Origin of the sequence: Escherichia albertii NBRC 107761 = DSM 17582, assembly GCF_000759775.1 — a bacterium.
GTDB lineage: Bacteria > Pseudomonadota > Gammaproteobacteria > Enterobacterales > Enterobacteriaceae > Escherichia > Escherichia albertii.
Genome location: NZ_BBMY01000082.1, coordinates 1 through 21,370 on the forward strand (window position 1 = coordinate 1; position 21,370 = coordinate 21,370).

The 21,370-nt window shown below is 48.1% G+C and carries 21 protein-coding genes, 3 pseudogenes and 1 other annotated feature; of the genes and pseudogenes, 15 read left to right on the top strand and 9 right to left on the bottom strand.

All coding sequences use genetic code 11. From position 1 onward, the window contains the following. Position 1 precedes the first annotated feature (1 nt). Positions 2-95 (bottom strand) — a sequence feature (Trp leader region). After that, on the bottom strand, positions 72-116 hold the full coding sequence (gene trpL / locus EA14781_RS23425; RefSeq protein WP_001700591.1) for a trp operon leader peptide: 45 nt from the start codon (positions 114-116) through the stop codon (positions 72-74). (Overlaps the previous feature by 24 nt.) A 137-nt stretch (positions 117-253) precedes the next feature. Between trpL and rnm the strand changes: the two genes are divergently transcribed. The 5 genes and pseudogenes from rnm to EA14781_RS14490 all read left to right on the top strand — a co-directional run bounded on the left by rnm (position 254) and on the right by EA14781_RS14490 (position 4,237). Further along, on the top strand, positions 254-1,135 hold the full coding sequence (gene rnm, locus EA14781_RS14470; protein ID WP_001285700.1) for an RNase RNM: 882 nt from the start codon (positions 254-256) through the stop codon (positions 1,133-1,135). After that, positions 1,132-1,752: an L-threonylcarbamoyladenylate synthase gene (locus EA14781_RS14475; RefSeq protein ID WP_010332801.1), complete on the top strand. Its 621-nt coding sequence runs from the start codon at positions 1,132-1,134 to the stop codon at positions 1,750-1,752. Before rnm ends, EA14781_RS14475 begins: the two co-directional genes overlap by 4 nt. Before the next feature lie 100 nt (positions 1,753-1,852). After that, positions 1,853-2,728, top strand: coding sequence for a 23S rRNA pseudouridine(2605) synthase RluB (gene rluB / locus EA14781_RS14480; RefSeq protein WP_001291225.1), 876 nt, complete (start codon positions 1,853-1,855; stop codon positions 2,726-2,728). 169 nt (positions 2,729-2,897) lie between these two features. Continuing rightward, positions 2,898-3,919 (top strand): annotated as a pseudogene (locus tag EA14781_RS14485) (hypothetical protein). A 9-nt stretch (positions 3,920-3,928) separates the two neighbouring features. Continuing rightward, positions 3,929-4,237, top strand: coding sequence for a hypothetical protein (locus tag EA14781_RS14490; protein WP_001000707.1), 309 nt, complete (start codon positions 3,929-3,931; stop codon positions 4,235-4,237). A 54-nt stretch (positions 4,238-4,291) separates the two neighbouring features. On the opposite strand, the gene cobO is transcribed toward EA14781_RS14490, so the two are convergent. Together cobO and EA14781_RS14500 are read right to left on the bottom strand one after the other, a co-directional pair. Next, the gene (gene cobO, locus EA14781_RS14495) at positions 4,292-4,882 is read right to left on the bottom strand and encodes a cob(I)yrinic acid a,c-diamide adenosyltransferase (RefSeq protein WP_001288269.1); all 591 of its coding nucleotides are present in this window, start codon (positions 4,880-4,882) and stop codon (positions 4,292-4,294) included. Continuing rightward, positions 4,879-5,637, bottom strand: a complete 759-nt coding sequence (locus tag EA14781_RS14500; protein WP_000559256.1) for a YciK family oxidoreductase — start codon at positions 5,635-5,637, stop codon at positions 4,879-4,881. The genes cobO and EA14781_RS14500 overlap by 4 nt, the downstream gene beginning before the upstream one ends. Before the next feature lie 218 nt (positions 5,638-5,855). Between EA14781_RS14500 and sohB the strand changes: the two genes are divergently transcribed. After that, the gene (gene sohB, locus EA14781_RS14510; RefSeq protein WP_000422078.1) at positions 5,856-6,905 is read left to right on the top strand and encodes a protease SohB; all 1,050 of its coding nucleotides are present in this window, start codon (positions 5,856-5,858) and stop codon (positions 6,903-6,905) included. A gap of 34 nt (positions 6,906-6,939) precedes the next feature. Here sohB and EA14781_RS14515 read toward each other — a convergent pair whose 3' ends face one another. Continuing rightward, positions 6,940-7,191, bottom strand: coding sequence for a YciN family protein (locus EA14781_RS14515; protein WP_001031530.1), 252 nt, complete (start codon positions 7,189-7,191; stop codon positions 6,940-6,942). A gap of 380 nt (positions 7,192-7,571) precedes the next feature. Between EA14781_RS14515 and topA the strand changes: the two genes are divergently transcribed. From topA to acnA, 3 genes are all read left to right on the top strand, one after another. After that, complete coding sequence (gene topA / locus EA14781_RS14525) at positions 7,572-10,169, top strand: type I DNA topoisomerase (RefSeq protein WP_002462101.1); 2,598 nt, start codon at positions 7,572-7,574, stop codon at positions 10,167-10,169. Positions 10,170-10,379: 210 nt separating this feature from the next. After that, the gene (gene cysB, locus EA14781_RS14530) at positions 10,380-11,354 is read left to right on the top strand and encodes an HTH-type transcriptional regulator CysB (protein ID WP_000776257.1); all 975 of its coding nucleotides are present in this window, start codon (positions 10,380-10,382) and stop codon (positions 11,352-11,354) included. Positions 11,355-11,613: 259 nt separating this feature from the next. Next, on the top strand, positions 11,614-14,289 hold the full coding sequence (gene acnA, locus EA14781_RS14535) for an aconitate hydratase AcnA (protein ID WP_000059896.1): 2,676 nt from the start codon (positions 11,614-11,616) through the stop codon (positions 14,287-14,289). A gap of 62 nt (positions 14,290-14,351) precedes the next feature. Here acnA and ribA read toward each other — a convergent pair whose 3' ends face one another. Then, positions 14,352-14,942: a GTP cyclohydrolase II gene (ribA, locus tag EA14781_RS14540; RefSeq protein WP_001176300.1), complete on the bottom strand. Its 591-nt coding sequence runs from the start codon at positions 14,940-14,942 to the stop codon at positions 14,352-14,354. A gap of 169 nt (positions 14,943-15,111) precedes the next feature. Here ribA and pgpB point away from each other — a divergent pair, with 169 nt between their 5' ends. The 5 genes from pgpB (at position 15,112) to yciH (ending at position 18,763) form a co-directional block, all read left to right on the top strand. After that, on the top strand, positions 15,112-15,876 hold the full coding sequence (gene pgpB, locus EA14781_RS14545) for a phosphatidylglycerophosphatase B (RefSeq protein WP_001256519.1): 765 nt from the start codon (positions 15,112-15,114) through the stop codon (positions 15,874-15,876). 148 nt (positions 15,877-16,024) lie between these two features. Continuing rightward, the gene (gene lapA / locus EA14781_RS14550) at positions 16,025-16,333 is read left to right on the top strand and encodes a lipopolysaccharide assembly protein LapA (protein ID WP_000876304.1); all 309 of its coding nucleotides are present in this window, start codon (positions 16,025-16,027) and stop codon (positions 16,331-16,333) included. A 6-nt stretch (positions 16,334-16,339) separates the two neighbouring features. Then, positions 16,340-17,509 carry a lipopolysaccharide assembly protein LapB gene (gene lapB, locus EA14781_RS14555; protein ID WP_000891367.1) on the top strand — a complete coding sequence of 390 codons (1,170 nt, stop codon included), beginning with the start codon at positions 16,340-16,342 and terminating at the stop codon, positions 17,507-17,509. 190 nt (positions 17,510-17,699) lie between these two features. After that, a complete protein-coding gene (gene pyrF / locus EA14781_RS14560) occupies positions 17,700-18,437 on the top strand; it encodes an orotidine-5'-phosphate decarboxylase (RefSeq protein ID WP_000175531.1) in 738 nt (245 codons plus the stop codon). Next, complete coding sequence (yciH, locus tag EA14781_RS14565) at positions 18,437-18,763, top strand: stress response translation initiation inhibitor YciH (RefSeq protein WP_010332626.1); 327 nt, start codon at positions 18,437-18,439, stop codon at positions 18,761-18,763. The genes pyrF and yciH overlap by 1 nt, the downstream gene beginning before the upstream one ends. Before the next feature lie 124 nt (positions 18,764-18,887). Here the strand turns inward: yciH and osmB are convergent, their stop codons facing one another. From osmB to EA14781_RS14585, 4 genes and pseudogenes are all read right to left on the bottom strand, one after another. Then, positions 18,888-19,106 carry an osmotically-inducible lipoprotein OsmB gene (gene osmB / locus EA14781_RS14570; protein WP_000471011.1) on the bottom strand — a complete coding sequence of 73 codons (219 nt, stop codon included), beginning with the start codon at positions 19,104-19,106 and terminating at the stop codon, positions 18,888-18,890. 267 nt (positions 19,107-19,373) lie between these two features. After that, complete coding sequence (gene yciT, locus EA14781_RS14575) at positions 19,374-20,123, bottom strand: DNA-binding transcriptional regulator YciT (RefSeq protein WP_001088633.1); 750 nt, start codon at positions 20,121-20,123, stop codon at positions 19,374-19,376. A gap of 88 nt (positions 20,124-20,211) precedes the next feature. Beyond that, complete coding sequence (locus tag EA14781_RS14580; protein WP_001288321.1) at positions 20,212-20,385, bottom strand: YciZ family protein; 174 nt, start codon at positions 20,383-20,385, stop codon at positions 20,212-20,214. A 94-nt stretch (positions 20,386-20,479) separates the two neighbouring features. Then, positions 20,480-20,992 (bottom strand): annotated as a pseudogene (locus tag EA14781_RS14585) (tyrosine-type recombinase/integrase); the annotation flags it as partial. A 219-nt stretch (positions 20,993-21,211) separates the two neighbouring features. Here EA14781_RS14585 and EA14781_RS23440 point away from each other — a divergent pair. Continuing rightward, a pseudogene (locus tag EA14781_RS23440) lies at positions 21,212-21,370 on the top strand (T3SS effector protein NleH); the annotation flags it as partial.

Genomic DNA, 21,370 nt, shown 5'->3' on the forward strand with positions numbered 1-21,370 from the left:
ACAAAAAAAGCCCGCTCATTAGGCGGGCTGGGTATCTGATTGCTTTACGCATGGTGAATACACTGCCCGTTTCAGGAAGTGCGCCACCAACCTTTCAGTACGAAAATCGCTTTCATTGTCGATACCCTTTTTACGTGAACTTGCGTACTAGTTAACTAGTTCGATGGTTAATTGTCAACAGCTCATTTCAGAATATTTGCCAGAACCGTTATGATGTCGGCGCAATAAACATTATCCAAAACGGGAGTGCGCCTTGAGCGACACGAATTACGCAGTGATTTACGACCTGCACAGCCATACCACAGCTTCCGATGGCAGCCTGACGGCAGAAGCATTGGTGCACCGTGCAGTCGAGATGCGCGTCGGCACCCTGGCAATCACCGACCATGACACCACAGCTGCAATCGCACCAGCAAGAGAGGAAATTTCACGTTCGGGACTGGCGCTGAATCTTATTCCCGGCGTGGAAATTTCCACGGTCTGGGAAAATCATGAAATTCATATTGTCGGGCTGAATATTGATATTACTCATCCGCTAATGTGCGAGTTCCTCGCGCAGCAGACAGAACGGCGTAATCAACGGGCGCAGCTGATTGCCGAAAGACTGGAAAAAGCGCAAATACCCGGTGCGCTGGAAGGCGCACAACGACTGGCGCAGGGCGGGGCGGTTACGCGCGGCCATTTTGCCCGTTTTCTGGTGGAACGCGGAAAAGCCAGTTCAATAGCGGATGTCTTTAAAAAATATCTGGCGCGTGGGAAAACCGGATACGTTCCGCCACAGTGGTGTACAATAGAACAAGCTATTGATGTCATTCATCATTCTGGCGGTAAGGCGGTGCTGGCTCATCCAGGGCGGTACAATCTTAGTGCTAAATGGCTGAAAAGATTGGTTGCACATTTTGCCGAACATCACGGCGACGCGATGGAAGTCGCGCAGTGCCAGCAATCGCCCAATGAACGTACCCAACTGGCGACGCTTGCCCGCCAGCACCATTTATGGGCATCACAAGGATCTGATTTTCATCAACCGTGCCCGTGGATCGAACTGGGTCGTAAACTCTGGCTGCCCGCAGGCGTTGAAGGCGTCTGGCAGCTATGGGAGCAGCCGCAGAACACCACAGAGAGGGAATTATGAGCCAGTTTTTTTATATTCATCCTGAAAACCCGCAACAGCGCCTGATTAATCAGGCGGTGGAGATTGTGCGTAAAGGCGGGGTGATTGTCTATCCAACCGATTCCGGCTATGCGCTCGGTTGTAAAATTGAAGATAAAAACGCGATGGAGCGCATTTGTCGTATTCGTCAGCTGCCGGACGGTCACAACTTTACTCTGATGTGTCGCGATCTTTCTGAGCTTTCGACCTATTCGTTTGTCGATAACGTCGCGTTTCGTCTGATGAAAAACAATACGCCGGGCAATTACACGTTCATCCTGAAAGGAACGAAAGAGGTACCTCGCCGTCTGTTGCAGGAAAAACGCAAAACTATTGGGATGCGCGTGCCGTCTAACCCCATTGCTCAGGCGCTGCTTGAAGCACTAGGTGAACCGATGCTCTCCACCTCGTTGATGTTGCCTGGTAGCGAATTTACCGAATCCGATCCCGAAGAGATCAAAGACAGGTTGGAAAAACAGGTGGATTTGATTATCCACGGCGGCTATCTCGGGCAGAAACCGACGACGGTTATCGATCTTACCGATAATACGCCAGTGGTGGTGCGTGAAGGCGTAGGTGATGTGAAGCCTTTCTTATAAGCGCGTAACTCTGTATACTACGCGACCTTAAAATGGCGCCATAAGGCGCCGTTGATTCTCCTGTTCGACGCCTGTGAAGGCGACACCTGAAGGAAGCTCTATGAGCGAAAAATTACAGAAAGTGCTGGCGCGTGCTGGCCACGGTTCTCGCCGTGAAATTGAGTCTATTATTGAAGCCGGTCGCGTCAGTGTTGATGGCAAAATTGCTAAACTTGGCGATCGCGTTGAAGTTACCCCTGGACTGAAAATTCGTATTGATGGTCACCTGGTTTCGGTGCGCGAGTCAGTCGAACAAATTTGTCGTGTTCTGGCTTATTACAAACCGGAAGGTGAGTTGTGTACTCGTAATGACCCGGAAGGGCGTCCAACCGTTTTCGATCGTTTGCCGAAATTACGTGGCGCACGCTGGATTGCCGTAGGTCGTCTCGACGTTAACACTTGCGGCCTGTTGTTGTTCACCACTGACGGTGAACTGGCAAACCGCCTCATGCACCCAAGCCGTGAAGTTGAACGTGAATATGCTGTACGCGTGTTTGGTCAGGTTGATGATACGAAACTGCGCGATTTAAGTCGTGGAGTTCAACTGGAAGATGGTCCGGCAGCATTTAAAACGATCAAATTCAGTGGCGGCGAAGGCATTAATCAGTGGTATAACGTGACCCTGACTGAAGGACGTAATCGTGAAGTTCGTCGTCTGTGGGAAGCGGTTGGTGTGCAGGTGAGCCGTCTGATCCGTGTACGTTATGGCGACATTCCGCTGCCAAAAGGGCTGCCGCGCGGCGGCTGGACTGAACTTGATCTTGCTCAGACTAACTATCTGCGTGAGCTGGTGGAACTTCCGCCGGAAACCAGTTCTAAAGTGGCTGTTGAGAAAGACCGTCGTCGCATGAAGGCGAATCAGATTCGTCGTGCAGTTAAGCGTCACAGTCAGATGAGCGGCGGGCGCCGTTCTGGTGGACGTAATAATAACGGTTAATTTGAGTTAAGTATAAAATAAAGGCCCTGCGGGGCCTTTTCTTCATTTGAAGCATGATAAATAGTCGCAGTATTTTAATTTAATTTCATACTTGCTTATGAATAATGTTCGGAAATAGCCACATTACTATTTAATTATCTGAGATAAACTCAACGCCAAGAGGTGGGTTATGATTAGATATAGTGGAGTATTTCTATCGCTGTTAATGCTTTCTGGCTGTGCGACAGAAGCATTAAGGAATGAACAAGCTGAGTCTGTTATTACCGCAGGGAACAGGGCAGTAGCGGCGAATGCAAGTTTCTTTAAACAATACTATGCTTCTCGTGAAAACTTCCTTGTTAATTTTTATGCGACTAATCCAGACTGTGCTCCGCGACCTGATTATGAAACTATTATAGAAAATAACGTCAACAAAGAGTCATTATGTTTGCAATCTGAGAAAGGGGCTAAAGCATCGCATAAAGATATTAATAAAATACGATTGGTGGTAACAGAAAAACAAAAGCTATTGGCTTCACTTGAAATTATTAACAGTATGAGTGCCTACGTGGAACTGTTGACTGAAAATATGGATATTAAGGATAGTGAACAAATTATATTGCTAAACCAGGCGCTCGATCATGCTAATAATGCCCAAAAATTACTGGGTCTTTCAGAAAATGAAGAGTTAACTAAATCTGCCGTGGCAGTTAAAGATCTTGTGCAATATTTCAATGGATTATATAAGGAAAAAATTAAGGCGGAAAACATAGGTAATACGGTAAGTAGTGACTGGCCCAGGTTGCAAAAGAATCTACAAAACTTACTTGATGACATAGCGACGAAACAGCAGCAAATGAAATGGCAGACCTTTGCCACCATTAGTGATAACTTTTATTACTATAATAAATCACAAAAAACATGAAGAATACAGAGTTTAATACGTTAAAGAACAGACAAGAATTCTTAAGTGCGGTAATTAGTCTTAATGAAAGTAGACTGCGTTCAACTGAGCCGGCAGTTCCAGCAATACAAGCTATTAATGCCTTCATGGACAAAGGGAATCATTTACAAGATTTATACTCTAATAAATCGCTCTCAAAAGCCGATTTAAAGCGTAAGAATGAGATCCTTCGGGCCCAGGTTATCAGTGGATTACAGGCGTCAGAGGAGCTGGCAAAACTTCTTATTGCCAGCGGAGTCATGTTATAGGAGGTCATTATGAACGATGTACAAAATCGACGAATACTGGCGTTGTTTAATATGCTGTACTATGCGTTAGGAAATCGAACAACCTGCGATATATGTCACAAATATTTTATTCTGGTTTTGTCAGTAATGAATAACCTGACAATTAATTATGGCTCGCAAACATCACCAGAACTAACTAACATTAGTTATGAAGATGCTAATGATTTGATTACGGAATTACTTCTATTTATTGAAGATGTTGATGTGGATAATGATGCGGCATATCCTGCTCACTTCAATAAGATTAAAACTCTGCTGGGTTTCGTTGTGACTAATTAGCTCGTCTGGTATCTAAAATTAGCACCTCAAAAATTATTTTTGAGGTGCTTTTACCTAATAATCAATCCCTATCTGCGCCTTTACACCCGTATCAAACGCATGTTTGACCGGGCGTAACTCACTCACCGTATCTGCCAGTTCGAGAATATCCCGATGGCAGCCACGTCCCGTGATAATCACTGTCTGCTGATATGGCCGATCATTTAACGCCTGTAATACCTCTTCCAGCGGCAAATAATCATACGCCACCATATAGGTCAGCTCATCAAGCAAAACCATATCCAGCGAAGGATCTGCCAGCATTCTTTTTGCATGTTGCCAGACTTCGCGGCAGGCGGCAGTATCAGATTCGCGGTTCTGTGTATCCCAGGTAAATCCAGTCGCCATCACCTGAAATTCGACACCGTGTGGTTCCAGCAGATTCCGCTCGCCGTTAGGCCAGGTGCCTTTAATAAACTGCACGACGCCTACCTTTTTACCATGACCTGCCGCGCGAGTTGCCGTGCCAAATGCGGCAGTAGTTTTGCCTTTACCGTTGCCAGTAAAGACGATGATAATGCCGCGTTCATCCTGTGCCTGCGCCACACGGGCATCCACTTTATCTTTAACGCGTTGCTGACGCTGTTGATAGCGTTCTTCGCTCATTGAGAGATTCCTGGTTTACGGCCCGGTTGGGCGTCAAAGGTCATGCCGGTTTTACGGCGGCTGTCATCGCCCATCAGCCAGAGGTACAGTGGCATGATATCTGCGGGCGTTTTGAGTTTTTGTGGATCTTCAGTCGGGAATGCGCTGGCACGCATAGCGGTGCGTGTTCCACCCGGATTAATGCAGTTGACGCGCAGGCGATGCTGATATTCATCAGCCAGTACCTGCATCATCCCTTCGGTGGCAAATTTCGACGCTGCATAAGCGCCCCAATTGGCTCGTCCATGACGCCCAACGCTTGATGAAGTAAAGACCAGAGAACCTGCGTCTGATTTGAGTAATAAAGGAAGCAGCGCCTGGGTGAGCATAAAAGTGGCATTCACGTTAACCTGCATGACGTCCTGCCAGACCTGTGGATTTTGTTCGCTTATTGGACAAATATCGCCGAGTAATCCGGCATTATGCAGAACGCCGTCCAGACGCGGATAGTTAACCGCAATTCTTTGCGCCAGTTGCTGGCAATCCTCGGGAGTGCAGGTCAGTAAATCGAGAATGAACCATTGCGCCGGGCGATGCGTTTCATCGACAATCTTCTGGGTGACCTGACGTAATTTTTCTTCGTTTCGGCCCAGTAAAATCACCGTTGCACCATAGCGCGCATAAGTCAGCGCGGCTTCACGACCAATTCCGTCGCTGGCGCCCGTCACCAGGATAATACGATCATTGAGCAAATCTTGTTTTGGTTGGTAATGCATGGCTACTCCTCGACGACATGATCAGCCGCGTTGCCAGTGTATTTTATGACTTTGGGGCTTTATGCCTTAAACCGAGGGGTATTTCAATCGGTCCGGGGCGATAACGCCGCAAAATGAATACCTTGTCATACTTTTGCAGCAATAACATCTCTACGAGACGGCTTAACATGCCTGTTGTAAACTGTGAATCAACGCATTGTTTAACCAAGGTGGGACTTGTGGAATTGTTGTCTGAATATGGTTTGTTTTTGGCGAAAATCGTCACCGTTGTTGTGGCGATTGCGGTTATTGCCGTCATTATTGTTAATGTTGCCCAGCGTAATAAACGCCAGCGCGGCGAGTTACGAGTCAACAATCTCAGCGAACAATATAAGGAGATGAAAGAAGAACTGGCGGCGGCGCTGATGGATCCGCATCAGCAAAAACAATGGCACAAAGCGCAGAAGAAAAAGCATAAGCAAGAGGCGAAATCTGCAAAAGCAAAAGCTAAATTGGGCGAAGTACTGACTGAAGGCAAGCCCCGCGTCTGGGTGCTGGATTTCAAAGGAAGTATGGACGCGCATGAAGTGAATTCACTGCGTGAAGAGATCACCGCAGTGTTAGCGGCATTTAAGCCGCAAGATCAGGTGGTCCTGCGTCTGGAAAGTCCCGGCGGCGTGGTGCATGGCTACGGTCTGGCCGCCTCGCAGTTGCAACGTTTGCGCGATAAAAAGATTCCGTTAACTGTCACGGTAGACAAAGTGGCTGCCAGCGGCGGTTATATGATGGCCTGCGTGGCGGATAAAATTGTTTCCGCACCGTTTGCCATTGTCGGTTCCATTGGCGTTGTGGCGCAAATGCCCAACTTCAACCGTTTCCTGAAAAACAAAGATATTGATATCGAGCTGCATACTGCCGGGCAATATAAGCGCACATTGACGTTCTTAGGGGAAAATACCGAAGAAGGGCGCGAGAAATTCCGTGAAGAACTGAACGAAACACATCAGTTGTTTAAGGATTTTGTGAAGCGTATGCGTCCGTCTCTGGATATTGAGCAGGTGGCAACCGGTGAACACTGGTATGGACAACAGGCTGTAGAGAAAGGGTTAGTTGACGAAATTAACACTAGTGACGATGTTATTCTTAACCTGATGGAAGGTCGCGAAGTGGTCAATGTGCGCTATATGCAGCGTAAACGGTTAATCGATCGATTTACCGGTAGTGCGGCGGAGAGCGCCGATCGCTTGTTGCTACGCTGGTGGCAACGTGGGCAAAAGCCTTTAATGTAAAAGAGAAACGCGAGGCCCGGGCCTCGCGTTTTACTTAATCAACCAGATGATATTTTTCTGAGAGCACATGGGCCAGGTGTTTGAACATATTAAACACTGCAGTGCTTTTCGCAGTCGGCAATCCTTGTTCATCTAAAAAGTAATCGCCGGTAAACACCAGCACGCCATTACGCTGCGTGACGCCGGTGGCTTCAATCCCCGCAAGCGTGTCCTCATGCTCACGAATGATTTTGTTGGCCTCTTTCAACAGCGTTTCGCGGTCGATGGGTTGTGTCTCTTTGTTCATTATTTACTCCTTAAACAAGGACATTAGTCTACGCCAGACATGGCTTACAGACAAATATACCACTCGGGTGTCAAGAGTGTCTTACTGGCAACTTTGGATTTTGCATGCTAATAAAGTTGCGTAACGAATTTTATCAGGTACAGTGTGACGCTTTCGTCAATCTGGCAATAGATTTGCTTGACATTCGACCAAAATTCCGTCGTGCTATAGCGCCTGTAGGCCAAGACCTGTTAACTCAGTCACCTGAATTTTTCGTGAACAGAGTCACGACAAGGGGTTGATATCCGCAGAGAGCGAGTCCATATCGGTAACTCGTTGCCAGCGGAAGGTTTATCAACGTGCGACGCATTCCTGGAAGAATCAAATTAGGTAAGGTGAATATGGGTAAAGCTCTTGTCATCGTTGAGTCCCCGGCAAAAGCCAAAACGATCAACAAGTATCTGGGTAGTGACTACGTGGTGAAATCCAGCGTTGGTCACATCCGCGATTTGCCGACCAGTGGCTCAGCAGCCAAAAAGAGTGCCGACTCTACCTCCACCAAGACGGCTAAAAAGCCTAAAAAGGATGAACGTGGCGCTCTCGTCAACCGTATGGGGGTTGACCCGTGGCACAATTGGGAGGCGCACTATGAAGTGTTGCCAGGTAAAGAGAAGGTCGTCTCTGAACTGAAACAACTGGCTGAAAAAGCCGATCACATCTATCTCGCAACCGACCTTGACCGCGAAGGGGAAGCCATTGCATGGCACCTGCGGGAAGTTATTGGCGGCGATGATGCGCGCTATAGCCGGGTGGTGTTTAACGAAATTACTAAAAACGCGATCCGCCAGGCATTTAACCAACCAGGCGAACTGAATATCGATCGTGTTAATGCCCAACAAGCGCGTCGCTTTATGGACCGGGTGGTGGGATATATGGTTTCGCCGCTGTTGTGGAAAAAAATTGCGCGCGGTCTTTCTGCTGGGCGAGTGCAGTCGGTGGCTGTCCGCCTGGTCGTCGAGCGTGAACGTGAAATCAAAGCGTTCGTCCCGGAAGAGTTCTGGGAAGTGGACGCCAGCACGACGACGCCATCAGGCGAGGCTTTGGCCTTGCAGGTGACCCATCAGAACGACAAACCTTTCCGTCCGGTCAATAAAGAACAGACTCTGGCAGCGGTGAGTCTACTGGAAAAAGCGCGCTATAGCGTACTGGAACGTGAAGACAAACCGACTACCAGCAAGCCAGGCGCTCCTTTTATTACCTCTACGCTGCAACAGGCCGCCAGTACCCGCCTTGGTTTTGGCGTGAAAAAAACCATGATGATGGCGCAGCGTTTGTATGAAGCTGGCTACATCACTTACATGCGTACCGACTCAACTAACCTGAGTCAGGATGCGGTGAATATGGTGCGTGGCTATATCAGCGATAATTTCGGTAAGAAATATCTGCCGGAAAGTCCGAATCAATACGCCAGTAAAGAAAATTCACAGGAAGCGCATGAAGCGATTCGTCCTTCTGACGTCAATGTGATGGCAGAATCATTGAAGGATATGGAAGCGGATGCTCAGAAGCTGTACCAGTTAATCTGGCGTCAGTTTGTGGCCTGCCAAATGACCCCGGCTAAATATGATTCCACCACGTTGACCGTTGGCGCTGGAGATTTCCGTCTGAAAGCGCGTGGACGTATTCTGCGTTTCGACGGCTGGACGAAAGTGATGCCGGCACTGCGTAAAGGCGATGAAGACCGCATTTTACCGCCAGTTGATAAAGGCGACTCTCTGACGTTAGTTGAATTGACGCCGGCCCAGCACTTTACCAAACCGCCAGCCCGTTTCAGCGAAGCCTCGCTGGTTAAAGAGCTGGAAAAACGCGGCATTGGTCGTCCGTCAACCTATGCGTCGATCATTTCGACCATTCAGGATCGTGGCTATGTGCGTGTGGAAAACCGTCGGTTCTATGCGGAAAAAATGGGGGAGATCGTTACCGATCGCCTGGAAGAAAATTTCCGCGAATTAATGAACTACGACTTTACCGCGCAGATGGAAAACAGTCTGGACCAGGTGGCAAATCACGAAGCAGAGTGGAAAGCCGTTTTGGACCACTTCTTCTCAGATTTCACCCAGCAGCTTGATAAAGCTGAAAAAGATCCAGAAGAGGGCGGTATGCGCCCGAACCAGATGGTTCTGACCAGCATTGACTGCCCGACCTGCGGTCGCAAAATGGGGATTCGCACTGCCAGCACCGGGGTTTTCCTGGGCTGTTCCGGCTATGCGCTACCGCCAAAAGAGCGTTGCAAAACCACCATTAACCTGGTGCCGGAAAACGAAGTGCTTAACGTGCTGGAAGGCGAAGACGCTGAAACCAATGCTCTGCGCGCCAAGCGTCGTTGCCCGAAATGTGGTACGGCGATGGACAGCTATCTCATCGATCCGAAACGTAAATTGCATGTCTGCGGTAATAACCCAACCTGCGATGGTTACGAAATCGAAGAAGGCGAATTCCGCATTAAAGGTTATGACGGCCCGATCGTTGAGTGTGAAAAATGCGGTTCTGAGATGCACCTGAAAATGGGGCGTTTTGGTAAATACATGGCCTGCACCAACGAAGAGTGTAAAAACACGCGTAAGATTTTGCGTAGCGGCGAAGTCGCGCCACCAAAAGAAGATCCGGTTCCACTGCCAGAATTACCGTGCGAAAAATCGGATGCTTATTTTGTGCTTCGTGACGGTGCTGCCGGGGTATTTCTTGCCGCAAATACTTTCCCGAAATCACGTGAAACCCGTGCTCCGCTGGTGGAAGAACTTTATCGTTTCCGCGATCGTCTGCCGGAAAAATTGCGTTATCTGGCCGATGCGCCGCAGCAGGATCCAGAAGGCAATAAGACAACGGTTCGCTTTAGCCGTAAAACGAAGCAGCAATATGTTTCTTCTGAAAAAGATGGAAAGGCAACCGGCTGGTCAGCATTTTATGTTGATGGCAAATGGGTTGAAGGTAAAAAATAACCTTTAATTCTGTCTGTTTTTTAAAGGTGAAGGGTCGCGAAAGCGGCCCTTTTTGCGTTTTATATTATTTTTTCCTCACACCTATACACTAAAGTTATAAATGATATAGTGGTTATAGTTAACACTTTTTTTATTATTAAATCGTATTAGCCATATTTCAGGCATGGCTAAAAAACGATGTACTGATGGCGTCTAAGTGGATGGTTTAACATGAAATTACAGCAGCTTCGCTATATTGTTGAGGTGGTCAATCACAATCTGAATGTCTCATCAACAGCTGAAGGACTTTATACATCACAACCAGGGATCAGTAAGCAAGTCAGAATGCTGGAAGATGAGTTGGGCATCCAAATCTTTTCCCGCAGCGGTAAGCATTTGACTCAGGTAACCCCAGCGGGGCAGGAAATTATCCGCATCGCTCGTGAAGTTCTGTCAAAAGTGGACGCCATTAAATCTGTTGCCGGAGAGCACACCTGGCCGGATAAAGGTTCGCTGTATATCGCTACCACTCATACCCAGGCACGCTACGCGTTGCCAAACGTCATCAAAGGTTTTATTGAGCGTTATCCCCGCGTTTCTTTGCATATGCATCAGGGGTCGCCGACGCAAATTGCCGATGCTGTCTCTAAAGGCAATGCCGATTTTGCTATCGCCACGGAAGCTCTTCATTTATATGAAGATTTAGTGATGTTGCCATGCTACCACTGGAACCGGGCTATTGTCGTTACTCCAGACCATCCGCTCGCGGGAAAAAATGCCATCACAATTGAAGAACTGGCGCAGTATCCGTTGGTGACATATACCTTTGGTTTTACCGGACGCTCCGAACTGGATACAGCCTTTAACCGCGCAGGGCTGACGCCGCGAATTGTCTTTACGGCAACAGATGCCGATGTCATTAAAACGTATGTCCGGTTAGGTCTGGGGGTAGGGGTGATTGCCAGCATGGCCGTTGATCCGGTTTCTGATCCTGATTTAGTTCGTGTCGATGCACATGATATTTTCAGCCATAGCACAACTAAAATTGGTTTTCGTCGCAGTACATTTTTACGCAGCTATATGTATGATTTTATTCAGCGTTTTGCACCGCATTTAACGCGAGATGTCGTCGATGCCGCTGTGGCGTTGCGTTCCAATGAAGAAATTGAGGCCATGTTTAAAGATATCAAATTGCCGGAGAAATAATTATTGGCGTTATTTTCGGCGTTTTTATATGAGTTTCGTTGGGATTTGTCTCATCTTTTTATCAATCATATCAATCGCTTTACCTCTCTTACTCGTTTCTGACCTCGCTACGGCGAGGTTTTCTTTTTTATCTCCGCAAGGTTTCTTCTCTTTTATCAATTTGAGTTGTTATCAAATCGTTACGTTATGTTTGTGTTATCTTTAATATTCACCCTGAAGAGAATCAGGGCATCGCAAACCCTGTCATTAAGGAGGAGCTATGTCGTTAACCCTACGAGAAGCCAGTAAGGACACGTTGCAGGTCAAAGATAAAACTTACCACTACTACAGCCTGCCGCTTGCTGCTAAATCACTGGGCGATATCGCCCGTCTGCCGAAGTCACTTAAAGTACTGCTTGAAAACCTGTTGCGCTGGCAGGACGGCAATTCCATTACCGGAAAAGATATTCAGGCGTTGGCCGGATGGTTGAAAAACGCCCATGCCAATCGTGAAATTGCTTACCGTCCGGCAAGAGTGCTGATGCAGGACTTTACCGGCGTACCTGCTGTCGTTGATCTTGCGGCGATGCGCGAAGCGGTAAAACGTCTTGGTGGCGATACAGCGAAGGTGAATCCGCTTTCACCAGTCGATCTGATTATCGATCACTCGGTGACCGTTGATCGCTTTGGCGATGATGAAGCATTCGAGGAGAACGTTCGCCTGGAAATGGAGCGTAATCACGAGCGTTATGTCTTCCTGAAATGGGGCCAGCAGGCATTCAGCCGCTTCAGTGTTGTGCCGCCCGGTACAGGGATTTGCCATCAGGTTAACCTCGAATATCTCGGCAAGGCGGTGTGGAGTGAACAACAGAACGGTGAATGGATTGCTTATCCAGATACGCTGGTCGGTACTGATTCGCACACAACTATGATTAACGGTCTTGGCGTGCTGGGATGGGGCGTTGGCGGGATCGAGGCGGAAGCAGCGATGTTAGGCCAGCCGATTTCTATGCTTATTCCTGATGTGGTGGGGGTTAAACTTACGGGTAAATTACGTGAAGGTATCACTGCCACGGACCTTGTTCTCACCGTTACACAAATGCTGCGTAAACACGGTGTGGTCGGTAAATTTGTCGAATTTTATGGCGATGGACTGGATTCGCTACCGCTGGCGGATCGCGCAACGATTGCCAACATGTCGCCAGAATATGGTGCAACCTGCGGCTTTTTCCCAATCGATGCGATCACCCTTGATTACATGCGTTTAAGTGGTCGCAGTGAAGAGCAGGTCGAACTGGTTGAGAAATACGCCAAAGCGCAAAGTCTGTGGCGTAATCCGGGAGATGAACCGATTTTTACCAGTACGTTAGAACTGGATATGAATGACGTTGAAGCGAGTCTTGCCGGACCAAAACGTCCACAGGATCGTGTTGCGCTGCCCGATGTACCAAAAGCATTTGCCGCCAGTAACGAACTGGAAGTGAATGCCGCGCAGAAAGATCGCCAGCCCGTTGATTATGTTGTGAACGGTCATCAGTATCAATTGCCTGATGGCGCAGTCGTCATCGCTGCGATAACGTCTTGCACCAATACTTCCAACCCCGGAGTACTGATGGCGGCTGGTTTGTTGGCGAAAAAAGCCGTAACTTTGGGCCTGAAGCAGCAACCGTGGGTCAAAGCGTCACTGGCACCCGGCTCAAAAGTTGTTTCTGACTATCTGGCAAAAGCCAAACTGACACCGTATCTTGATGAGCTTGGCTTTAACCTCGTGGGATATGGCTGTACTACTTGTATCGGTAACTCTGGTCCGCTGCCTGAACCTATCGAAACCGCCATCAAAAAAGGGGATTTAACCGTAGGGGCGGTGCTGTCTGGCAACCGTAACTTTGAGGGACGTATTCATCCGCTGGTTAAAACTAACTGGCTGGCTTCGCCGCCGCTGGTGGTAGCTTATGCGCTGGCGGGCAATATGAATATCAACCTGACTACCGATCCTCTCAGCCACGATCGTAAAGGCGATCCGGTTTATCTGAAAGATATCTGGCCATCGGCTCAAGAAATTGCCCGTGCGGTAGAGCAAGTCTCTACAGAAATGTTCCGTAAAGAGTACGCGGAAGTTTTTGAAGGGACAGCGGAGTGGAAAGAGATTAATGTTGCGCGATCCGATACCTACAGTTGGCAGGATGACTCAACCTACATTCGGTTATCCCCCTTCTTTGATGAAATGCAGGCTACGCCAGTTCCACCAGAAGATATTCACGGCGCGCGTATTCTGGCGATGTTGGGAGATTCGGTTACCACTGATCATATCTCTCCAGCAGGAAGTATTAAGCCAGACAGTCCGGCAGGACGATATCTTCAAAGTCGTGGCGTTGAGCGCAAAGATTTTAACTCCTACGGTTCGCGGCGTGGCAACCATGAAGTAATGATGCGCGGCACATTCGCCAATATTCGCATTCGGAACGAAATGGTGCCGGGTATTGAGGGCGGCATGACGCGCCATTTACCCGGCAACGATGTTATCTCTATTTATGATGCTGCAATGCGCTATCAGCAAGAGAAAACGCCGCTGGCAGTGATTGCCGGGAAAGAGTATGGCTCAGGCTCCAGCCGTGACTGGGCGGCAAAGGGGCCGCGCCTGCTTGGTATTCGCGTGGTTATTGCTGAATCGTTCGAACGTATTCACCGTTCCAATTTAATCGGGATGGGGATTTTGCCGTTGGAATTTCCGCAAGGCGTAACGCGTAAAACGCTCGGGCTGACTGGCGAAGAGAAGATTGATATTGTCGATCTGCAAAATTTGCAACCGGGGGCAACGGTTCCGGTGATGCTAATGCGAAATGATGGGCGACAGGAAGTGGTGCCGTGTCGCTGTCGCATCGACACGGCGGCAGAATTAACCTATTACCAGAACGATGGCATTTTGCATTATGTCATTCGTAATATGTTGAAGTGACAGGCCTGTGCTTGCCGGATGTGAGCATCCGACAAGCATATTAAGTCTGTATCAAGCGAGGGTTATTTATTGAATAAATGCCCCATTTTCTCGGCTTTAGTATCGAGATAATGTTCGTTATTTGGGTTGCGACCGACAATCAACGGAACACGTTCAACAATGTTAATTCCTGCTTCGGTCAGAATTTCGACTTTTTTCGGGTTATTGGTTAGAAGGCGAACCTCATTGACGCCGAGTAACTTGAACATATCGGCGCAAAGAGTGAAATCGCGCTCATCAGCGGCAAAACCTAACTGGTGGTTGGCTTCGACAGTATCGTAACCTTGATCCTGTAAAGCGTAAGCGCGAATTTTATTCAGCAGGCCAATGTTACGACCTTCCTGACGGTGATACAGCAAAATACCACGGCCTTCCTCGGCAATTTGCGCCAGCGCCGCTTCGAGCTGGAAGCCACAATCGCAGCGCAAGCTGAACAGGGCGTCACCGGTCAGACATTCGGAATGGACGCGCGCAAGCACCGGGACATGCCCGGAAATATCGCCATAGACTAGCGCGACATGATCGTGTCCGGTTGCCAGTTCTTCAAATCCCACCATCAGGAAATCGCCCCATGGGGTTGGCAGTTTGGCTTCTGCCACACGTTTAAGCTGCATGAAATTCTCCAGATAATGCTGGTTCTGTATTGGCTTATTTTGCCATAACGTGGAGGTGTTCACCTAATTACGACGTATCAATGATTCACGGAATGGCACAAATCTGTCAATTTTTCCTGGTACAGACATTTTCAGTTATGATTGTGAGGCTTATAGAAAAGGAGAGCCCATGCGTTCGATTGCCAGACGTACCGCTGCAGGAGCGGCACTATTACTGATTATGCCGATAGCGGTATGGATTTCTGGTTGGCGTTGGCAACCAGGGGAGCAAAGTGGGTTGCTGAAAATGGCCTTTTGGGTCACGGAAACGGTCACTCAACCCTGGGGCGTCATTACGCACCTGATTTTATTCGGCTGGTTTCTCTGGTGTCTGCGTTTTCGCATCAAAGCGGCAATGATGTTGTTTGCTCTTCTTGCTGCGGCGATCCTTACAGGACAGGGGATAAAATCCTGGATTAAAGACAGCGTTCAGGAACCACGGCCTTTTGTTATCTGGCTGGAAAAAACGCATCATATTCCGGTTGATGAGTTCTACACTTTAAAGCGTGCAGAACGTGGAAATTTAGTGAAAGAACAGTTGGCTGAAGAGAAAATGATCCCGGACTATTTGCGCACTCACTGGCAAAAAGAGACGGGGTTTGCTTTCCCTTCCGGTCACACAATGTTCGCTGCCAGTTGGGCGCTAATGGCCGTTGGCTTGCTGTGGCCGCGCCGTCGTACTGTAACTATTGCGCTATTGTTGGTTTGGGCGACCGGAGTGATGGGGAGCCGTCTGGTGCTCGGGATGCATTGGCCGCGTGATTTAGTGATAGCTACGTTAATTTCGTGGGCGCTGGTAGCGGTGGCGACCTGGCTTGCGCAGCGTATTTGTGGGCCATTAACACCACCGCCGGACGAAAATCGCGAAATAGCGCAACGAGAACGGGAAAGTTAACGCTGGTTGATTTTCCGAATTTAGCCCTTAAATCATCAACAATACACGTGGATACCATTTCGCAGACGGCGCGAAAATGGTACTTTAAAGGGCTATTGCGGTAAGTTGACCATAATTTATTCGCTTTAACCACATAACGGGAAGTAATGTGAAATATTTACTCATTTTCTTATTGGTGTTGGCGATTTTCGTGATTTCGGTCACATTAGGTGCGCAGAACGATCAACAGGTAACGTTTAATTATCTGTTAGCGCAAGGGGAATATCGGGTCTCCACATTGCTGGCGGTATTGTTTGCTGCGGGTTTTGCTATTGGTTGGTTGATTTGCGGCCTGTTCTGGTTGCGAGTTCGTGTTTCTCTGGCGCGCGCTGAACGTAAAATAAAGCGACTGGAAAACCAGCTTTCACCCGCGACTGATGTGGCGGCGGCGCCTCATTCGTCAGTGGCGAAGGAATAACTTCCTATGCTGGAGTTGTTGTTTCTGCTTTTGCCTGTCGCCGCTGCCTATGGCTGGTATATGGGCCGCAGAAGTGCGCAACAAAACAAGCAAGATGAAGCCAACCGCCTGTCGCGTGATTACGTGGCGGGGGTTAACTTCCTGCTTAGTAACCAACAGGATAAAGCGGTAGACCTGTTTCTTGATATGCTCAAAGAGGACACAGGCACCGTTGAAGCTCACCTTACGCTCGGAAATCTGTTTCGTTCGCGCGGCGAAGTCGATCGCGCCATTCGTATTCATCAAACCTTAATGGAAAGTGCTTCGCTGACCTATGAACAGCGCCTGTTGGCAATTCAGCAACTGGGGCGTGATTACATGGCTGCCGGGTTGTACGATCGTGCGGAAGATATGTTCAATCAACTGACTGATGAAACTGACTTCCGTGTTGGCGCATTGCAACAGCTTTTGCAAATCTATCAATCCACCAGCGAATGGCAGAAAGCGATTGATGTCGCAGAACGACAGGTGAAGTTGGGTAAAGATAAACAGCGCGTCGAAATTGCCCATTTTTATTGCGAATTGGCTCTGCAGCACATGGCCAGCGACGATTTTGATCGTGCAATGACCTTACTGAAAAAAGGGGCCGCAGCCGACAAAAACAGCGCTCGCGTGTCCATCATGATGGGGCGTGTCTTTATGGCGAAGGGGGAATACGCAAAAGCGGTTGAAAGCCTGCAACGCGTCATCTCCCAGGACCGGGAACTGGTCAGCGAAACACTGGAAATGCTGCAAACCTGTTATCAGCAGTTGGGTAAAACAGCTGAATGGGCCGAGTTTCTCCAGCGTGCGGTGGAAGAAAATACCGGTGCCGATGCTGAACTGATGCTTGCCGACATCATCGAAGCGCGCGATGGTAGTGAAGCCGCGCAGGTCTATATTACACGCCAGCTACAACGTCATCCGACGATGCGCGTATTCCATAAATTGATGGATTACCATCTTAACGAAGCGGAAGAAGGGCGCGCCAAAGAGAGTTTGATGGTTCTGCGCGACATGGTGGGCGAGAAGGTGCGTAGTAAGCCGCGTTATCGCTGCCAGAAGTGTGGTTTTACCGCTTACACGCTCTACTGGCATTGTCCGTCTTGTCGGGCATGGTCGACCATTAAACCAATTCGTGGCCTTGATGGTCTTTAATTTTTAAAAAGTCCCGACTTTAGTTACAACATACTAAAGTTTATTTTTACGATTTGCTTCGGTAACACCTGAGTGAAAAAGCCTGACAGGGGAGTAATCGCACCTGTTAATTTTTTATTTCCACGGGTAGAATGCACGCCGTTTACCTGTTTGCGCCACTTCCGGTGCCCATCATCAAGAAGGTCTGGTCATGACGTTATCTGCTTCATCTTCTTCCTGTGCTGTTACGAACTCTCCTGTCGTTGTTGCCCTCGATTATAATAATCGTGATGCTGCGTTGGCATTTGTCGACAAGATTGACCCACGCGATTGTCGCCTGAAAGTAGGCAAAGAGATGTTTACGCTGTTTGGACCGCAGTTTGTTCGTGAACTGCAACAGCGCGGTTTTGATATTTTCCTCGACCTGAAATTCCACGATATTCCTAACACTGCGGCGCATGCCGTGGCTGCCGCCGCCGATTTAGGCGTGTGGATGGTGAACGTTCATGCCTCTGGCGGTGCGCGGATGATGACCGCGGCACGAGAAGCGCTGGTTCCATTTGGTAAAGACGCGCCGTTGTTTATAGCGGTAACCGTGCTGACCAGTATGGAAGCCAGCGATCTGGCTGATCTTGGAGTGACACTGTCACCTGCTGATTACGCAGAACGCCTGGCAGCGCTGACGCAAAAATGTGGTCTTGATGGTGTAGTTTGTTCGGCTCAGGAAGCGGTACGTTTTAAACAAGCATTTGGTCAGGATTTCAAACTTGTTACCCCTGGCATTCGCCCGCAGGGGAGTGATGCTGGCGACCAGCGCCGTATTATGACGCCAGAACAGGCACTGGCTGCCGGAGTTGATTATATGGTGATCGGGCGCCCGGTTACTCAATCAGTAGATCCAGAGCAAACGCTGAAAGCGATCAACGCTTCATTACAACGGAGTGCATGATGAGTGATTCCAATAGCCGTCTGGTCTATTCAACAGAGACTGGACGTATCGACGAACCGAAAGCCGCGCCAGTGCGTCCTAAAGGCGACGGCGTAGTGCGTATTCAACGTCAGACCAGCGGACGTAAAGGTAAGGGCGTTTGTCTCATAACGGGTATCGATCTCGATGATACTGAACTGACGAAACTGGCGGCAGAACTGAAGAAAAAATGCGGCTGTGGCGGGGCAGTAAAAGACGGGATTATCGAAATCCAGGGCGATAAGCGTGATTTATTAAAATCATTGCTTGAAGCCAAAGGGATGAAAGTTAAACTTGCTGGCGGTTAACAAAAAAGCCACGGATGTTCTCCGTGGCTCGATTTAATTTATCGTATGTATTATTCGATTCTTTTGCTCTGAGTAGAGTAAAGCGTATTATAATTACGAGTTGTTAACCGTTATTTATTTACAGTTATTTACCAACCTGATGACCGATAATACCTCCGACTGCTGCACCGCCTAACGTACCCAGCGTGCTGCCATTAGTCAGTACTGCACCGCCTAAAGCCCCTGCGCCCGCGCCGATCGCGGTGTTGCGGTCTCGTTTAGACCAGTTGGAACAGGCACTCAGAGACATAGCCAGCGTAATCGCCAGAACAGCCGCGGTCGTTTTTTTGCTCGTTATAAACATAATACTCTCTCCTGAATTTATGATTCACGGAAGTAAGCTCTCTTTAACTATAATAGTTAAGACGCCGTCTGATAAAGTTATTTCCGTGAAATCCTCTCGCGCAGGGTTATATCACGCAAAGTGATAGTTACTTCCTGTTATATCGCTAATATTAATTTTACAACCTTGAGGTATTTGCGACAGGTAAATAGTCTTAATTAACAGCCAGGAATCATCTTAGAGCGGATGATTTGCGAAAAAGCAAATCATCCGTGGGGAAAGAAAAAATTAAATATCGACGATGTGAACCGTCAGTTTACTGCGTTCAAGATGCATAAAATCGCTGGCGCGAATATTCGAATCGGTTATGATCCGATTGAATTTCTCCACCGGGCCGATAGAGTATGAGTGTACGGCGCCAAACTTGGAGCTGTCAGTCAGGATTATTGCTTCACACTCTTTTTCCAGCACCGCATTAACCACATCGGTACGCATCATGTCACGGCCAGTAAATCCGGTTTCAGGCTGCCAGCCGTCAATACCAATAAAAGCCTTACTGAAATGAACCTGTTGAATACACTGACGTGTCAAGGGGCCAACCATACTTTCGCTTTTTTTCTGATACACGCCGCCAAGTAAGATGACTTCACAGGGGGCGTCTTTCAGTAAATGCGCAATGTAACTACTCACTGTAATGATGGTGACATTTTTCTTCTGCTCACCCAACGTACGGGCCAGAAGGGCATTGCTGCTGCCATTTTCGATGAAGATGGTTTCGCCCGGTTGAACCAATGAAGCGGCAAACTCGGCAAGTTGACGTTTCAGAGGGAAGTTACTCATCATTCGGGTTTCAACGTCATCGCTATCAAGCGACACGGCGAAACCATGCGCGCGGCGCAGATAGCTAAGTTTTTCGAGAGTGTTGAGATCCTGGCGAATGGTAACTTCAGAAACTCCGGTGGCTTTTGCCAGTTCGGTTACGCTAACCTGCCCCTGGTCAATGACCATCTGTAGAATTGTTTGTTGTCGGGAATTCATCGCTGTAATTCTTATAACGTTATAATACTCAATAAAAAATGCTGACGCGCCGGGCATCCTTAAAGAGGGAAACCTGAAAGCACGATTGTTAAATCTCCCACGGTGCTTTCGGAATGTCTGGCGTAGATGCAGCAACCTGGCGCAAGAGTTCTGCTTTAAGTATCTCGAGATTATGGATCGCAGAGTGGTAATCGCCTGCCACAAGGATATCTAACACGATATCAATACGTTCGGCAATGCGCTGGGCAGCAAATTCAGACATCAAGGGCATCCTTATGGCAAAAGGTGTATATGAAAAATAATTTAATTATCAATTAATTAAAGTATAAAGGTCATTGTGGGTCAAAATAAAATCATTAGCCGATTTCAATTTTGTCCCACTTCCGTCCATGGCTGTCTCTATACCGCGCCGCCATCAAATCGGATTTGTGTCCAGCCAGACGTTGCGCAAACTTGTCGCTAATCTGATTTCGATATAGTCTCGCAGACTGGCTACACAGTTCATGAAATAATGTTGGCGGGTCTCCATCAAACGAGAGTCCAGATGCGTTTCGCGCTTTCGTAAAATACCGTGATACCGTGATACCGTGATACCGTGGCTGGGGAAAGCGGTTCGTGATGTGTTGATACGATTATTGTTTCGCTGCTGTTGGAGCCCCTGCATTTCTGTAATGTATCAACCAGCGAGATGTTGAGCACGCCAATGGTTTCGTACCTGTCCAGCCATCATGAAGTGTGATTGTGTCAGTGACTTTAATTATGTCTATTAATGATTCGCGCCTTCTTTTGGATAGCAACTCAATGTTGGCTTGAATAGTCTCGGAAACTGCTATCCTCCTGTCTCTTCCTAATCCAAACTCTTTTGTAGTGGTTAACAAAAACCGGTCACGATTTTAGATTTTTCCAGTATCTATTTTCTGATTTGTTCAGAGGTAATCCACCGTTATATTCACGAGGTGGAGTGCACTATAATATTCCAACTATATAGTTTGTTATTGTATGGGCAAGGTACCACAATTTTTTGTTGCCATGTAGCTGTGATATTTGTTATGGAAATAAAAATGGGTTTATTTTTAAGGTAGACATGTATGTTATCACCAACTCCTGTAAATTTGGGATGTTCATGGGATTCTTTAACCAGAAACCTGACTTTGCCTGATAATCGCGTTTTATCCTCTGTAAGGGATGCTGCCGCTCGCTCTGATAATGGGGTACAAGTAACGGTTGGCAGCAGAACATATCGTGGG

Bases quoted from the DNA above. Each gene is read 5' to 3' on its own strand.
- EA14781_RS14475 (WP_010332801.1), top strand. From the start codon at position 1,132: ATGAGCCAGTTTTTTTATATTCATCCTGAAAACCCGCAACAGCGCCTG.
- rluB (WP_001291225.1), top strand. From the start codon at position 1,853: ATGAGCGAAAAATTACAGAAAGTGCTGGCGCGTGCTGGCCACGGTTCT.
- EA14781_RS14490 (WP_001000707.1), top strand. From the start codon at position 3,929: ATGAACGATGTACAAAATCGACGAATACTGGCGTTGTTTAATATGCTG.
- cobO (WP_001288269.1), bottom strand. From the start codon at position 4,882: ATGAGCGAAGAACGCTATCAACAGCGTCAGCAACGCGTTAAAGATAAA.
- EA14781_RS14500 (WP_000559256.1), bottom strand. From the start codon at position 5,637: ATGCATTACCAACCAAAACAAGATTTGCTCAATGATCGTATTATCCTG.
- EA14781_RS14515 (WP_001031530.1), bottom strand. From the start codon at position 7,191: ATGAACAAAGAGACACAACCCATCGACCGCGAAACGCTGTTGAAAGAG.
- topA (WP_002462101.1), top strand. From the start codon at position 7,572: ATGGGTAAAGCTCTTGTCATCGTTGAGTCCCCGGCAAAAGCCAAAACG.
- cysB (WP_000776257.1), top strand. From the start codon at position 10,380: ATGAAATTACAGCAGCTTCGCTATATTGTTGAGGTGGTCAATCACAAT.
- acnA (WP_000059896.1), top strand. From the start codon at position 11,614: ATGTCGTTAACCCTACGAGAAGCCAGTAAGGACACGTTGCAGGTCAAA.
- ribA (WP_001176300.1), bottom strand. From the start codon at position 14,942: ATGCAGCTTAAACGTGTGGCAGAAGCCAAACTGCCAACCCCATGGGGC.
- pgpB (WP_001256519.1), top strand. From the start codon at position 15,112: ATGCGTTCGATTGCCAGACGTACCGCTGCAGGAGCGGCACTATTACTG.
- lapB (WP_000891367.1), top strand. From the start codon at position 16,340: ATGCTGGAGTTGTTGTTTCTGCTTTTGCCTGTCGCCGCTGCCTATGGC.
- pyrF (WP_000175531.1), top strand. From the start codon at position 17,700: ATGACGTTATCTGCTTCATCTTCTTCCTGTGCTGTTACGAACTCTCCT.
- yciH (WP_010332626.1), top strand. From the start codon at position 18,437: ATGAGTGATTCCAATAGCCGTCTGGTCTATTCAACAGAGACTGGACGT.
- osmB (WP_000471011.1), bottom strand. From the start codon at position 19,106: ATGTTTATAACGAGCAAAAAAACGACCGCGGCTGTTCTGGCGATTACG.
- yciT (WP_001088633.1), bottom strand. From the start codon at position 20,123: ATGAATTCCCGACAACAAACAATTCTACAGATGGTCATTGACCAGGGG.
- EA14781_RS14580 (WP_001288321.1), bottom strand. From the start codon at position 20,385: ATGTCTGAATTTGCTGCCCAGCGCATTGCCGAACGTATTGATATCGTG.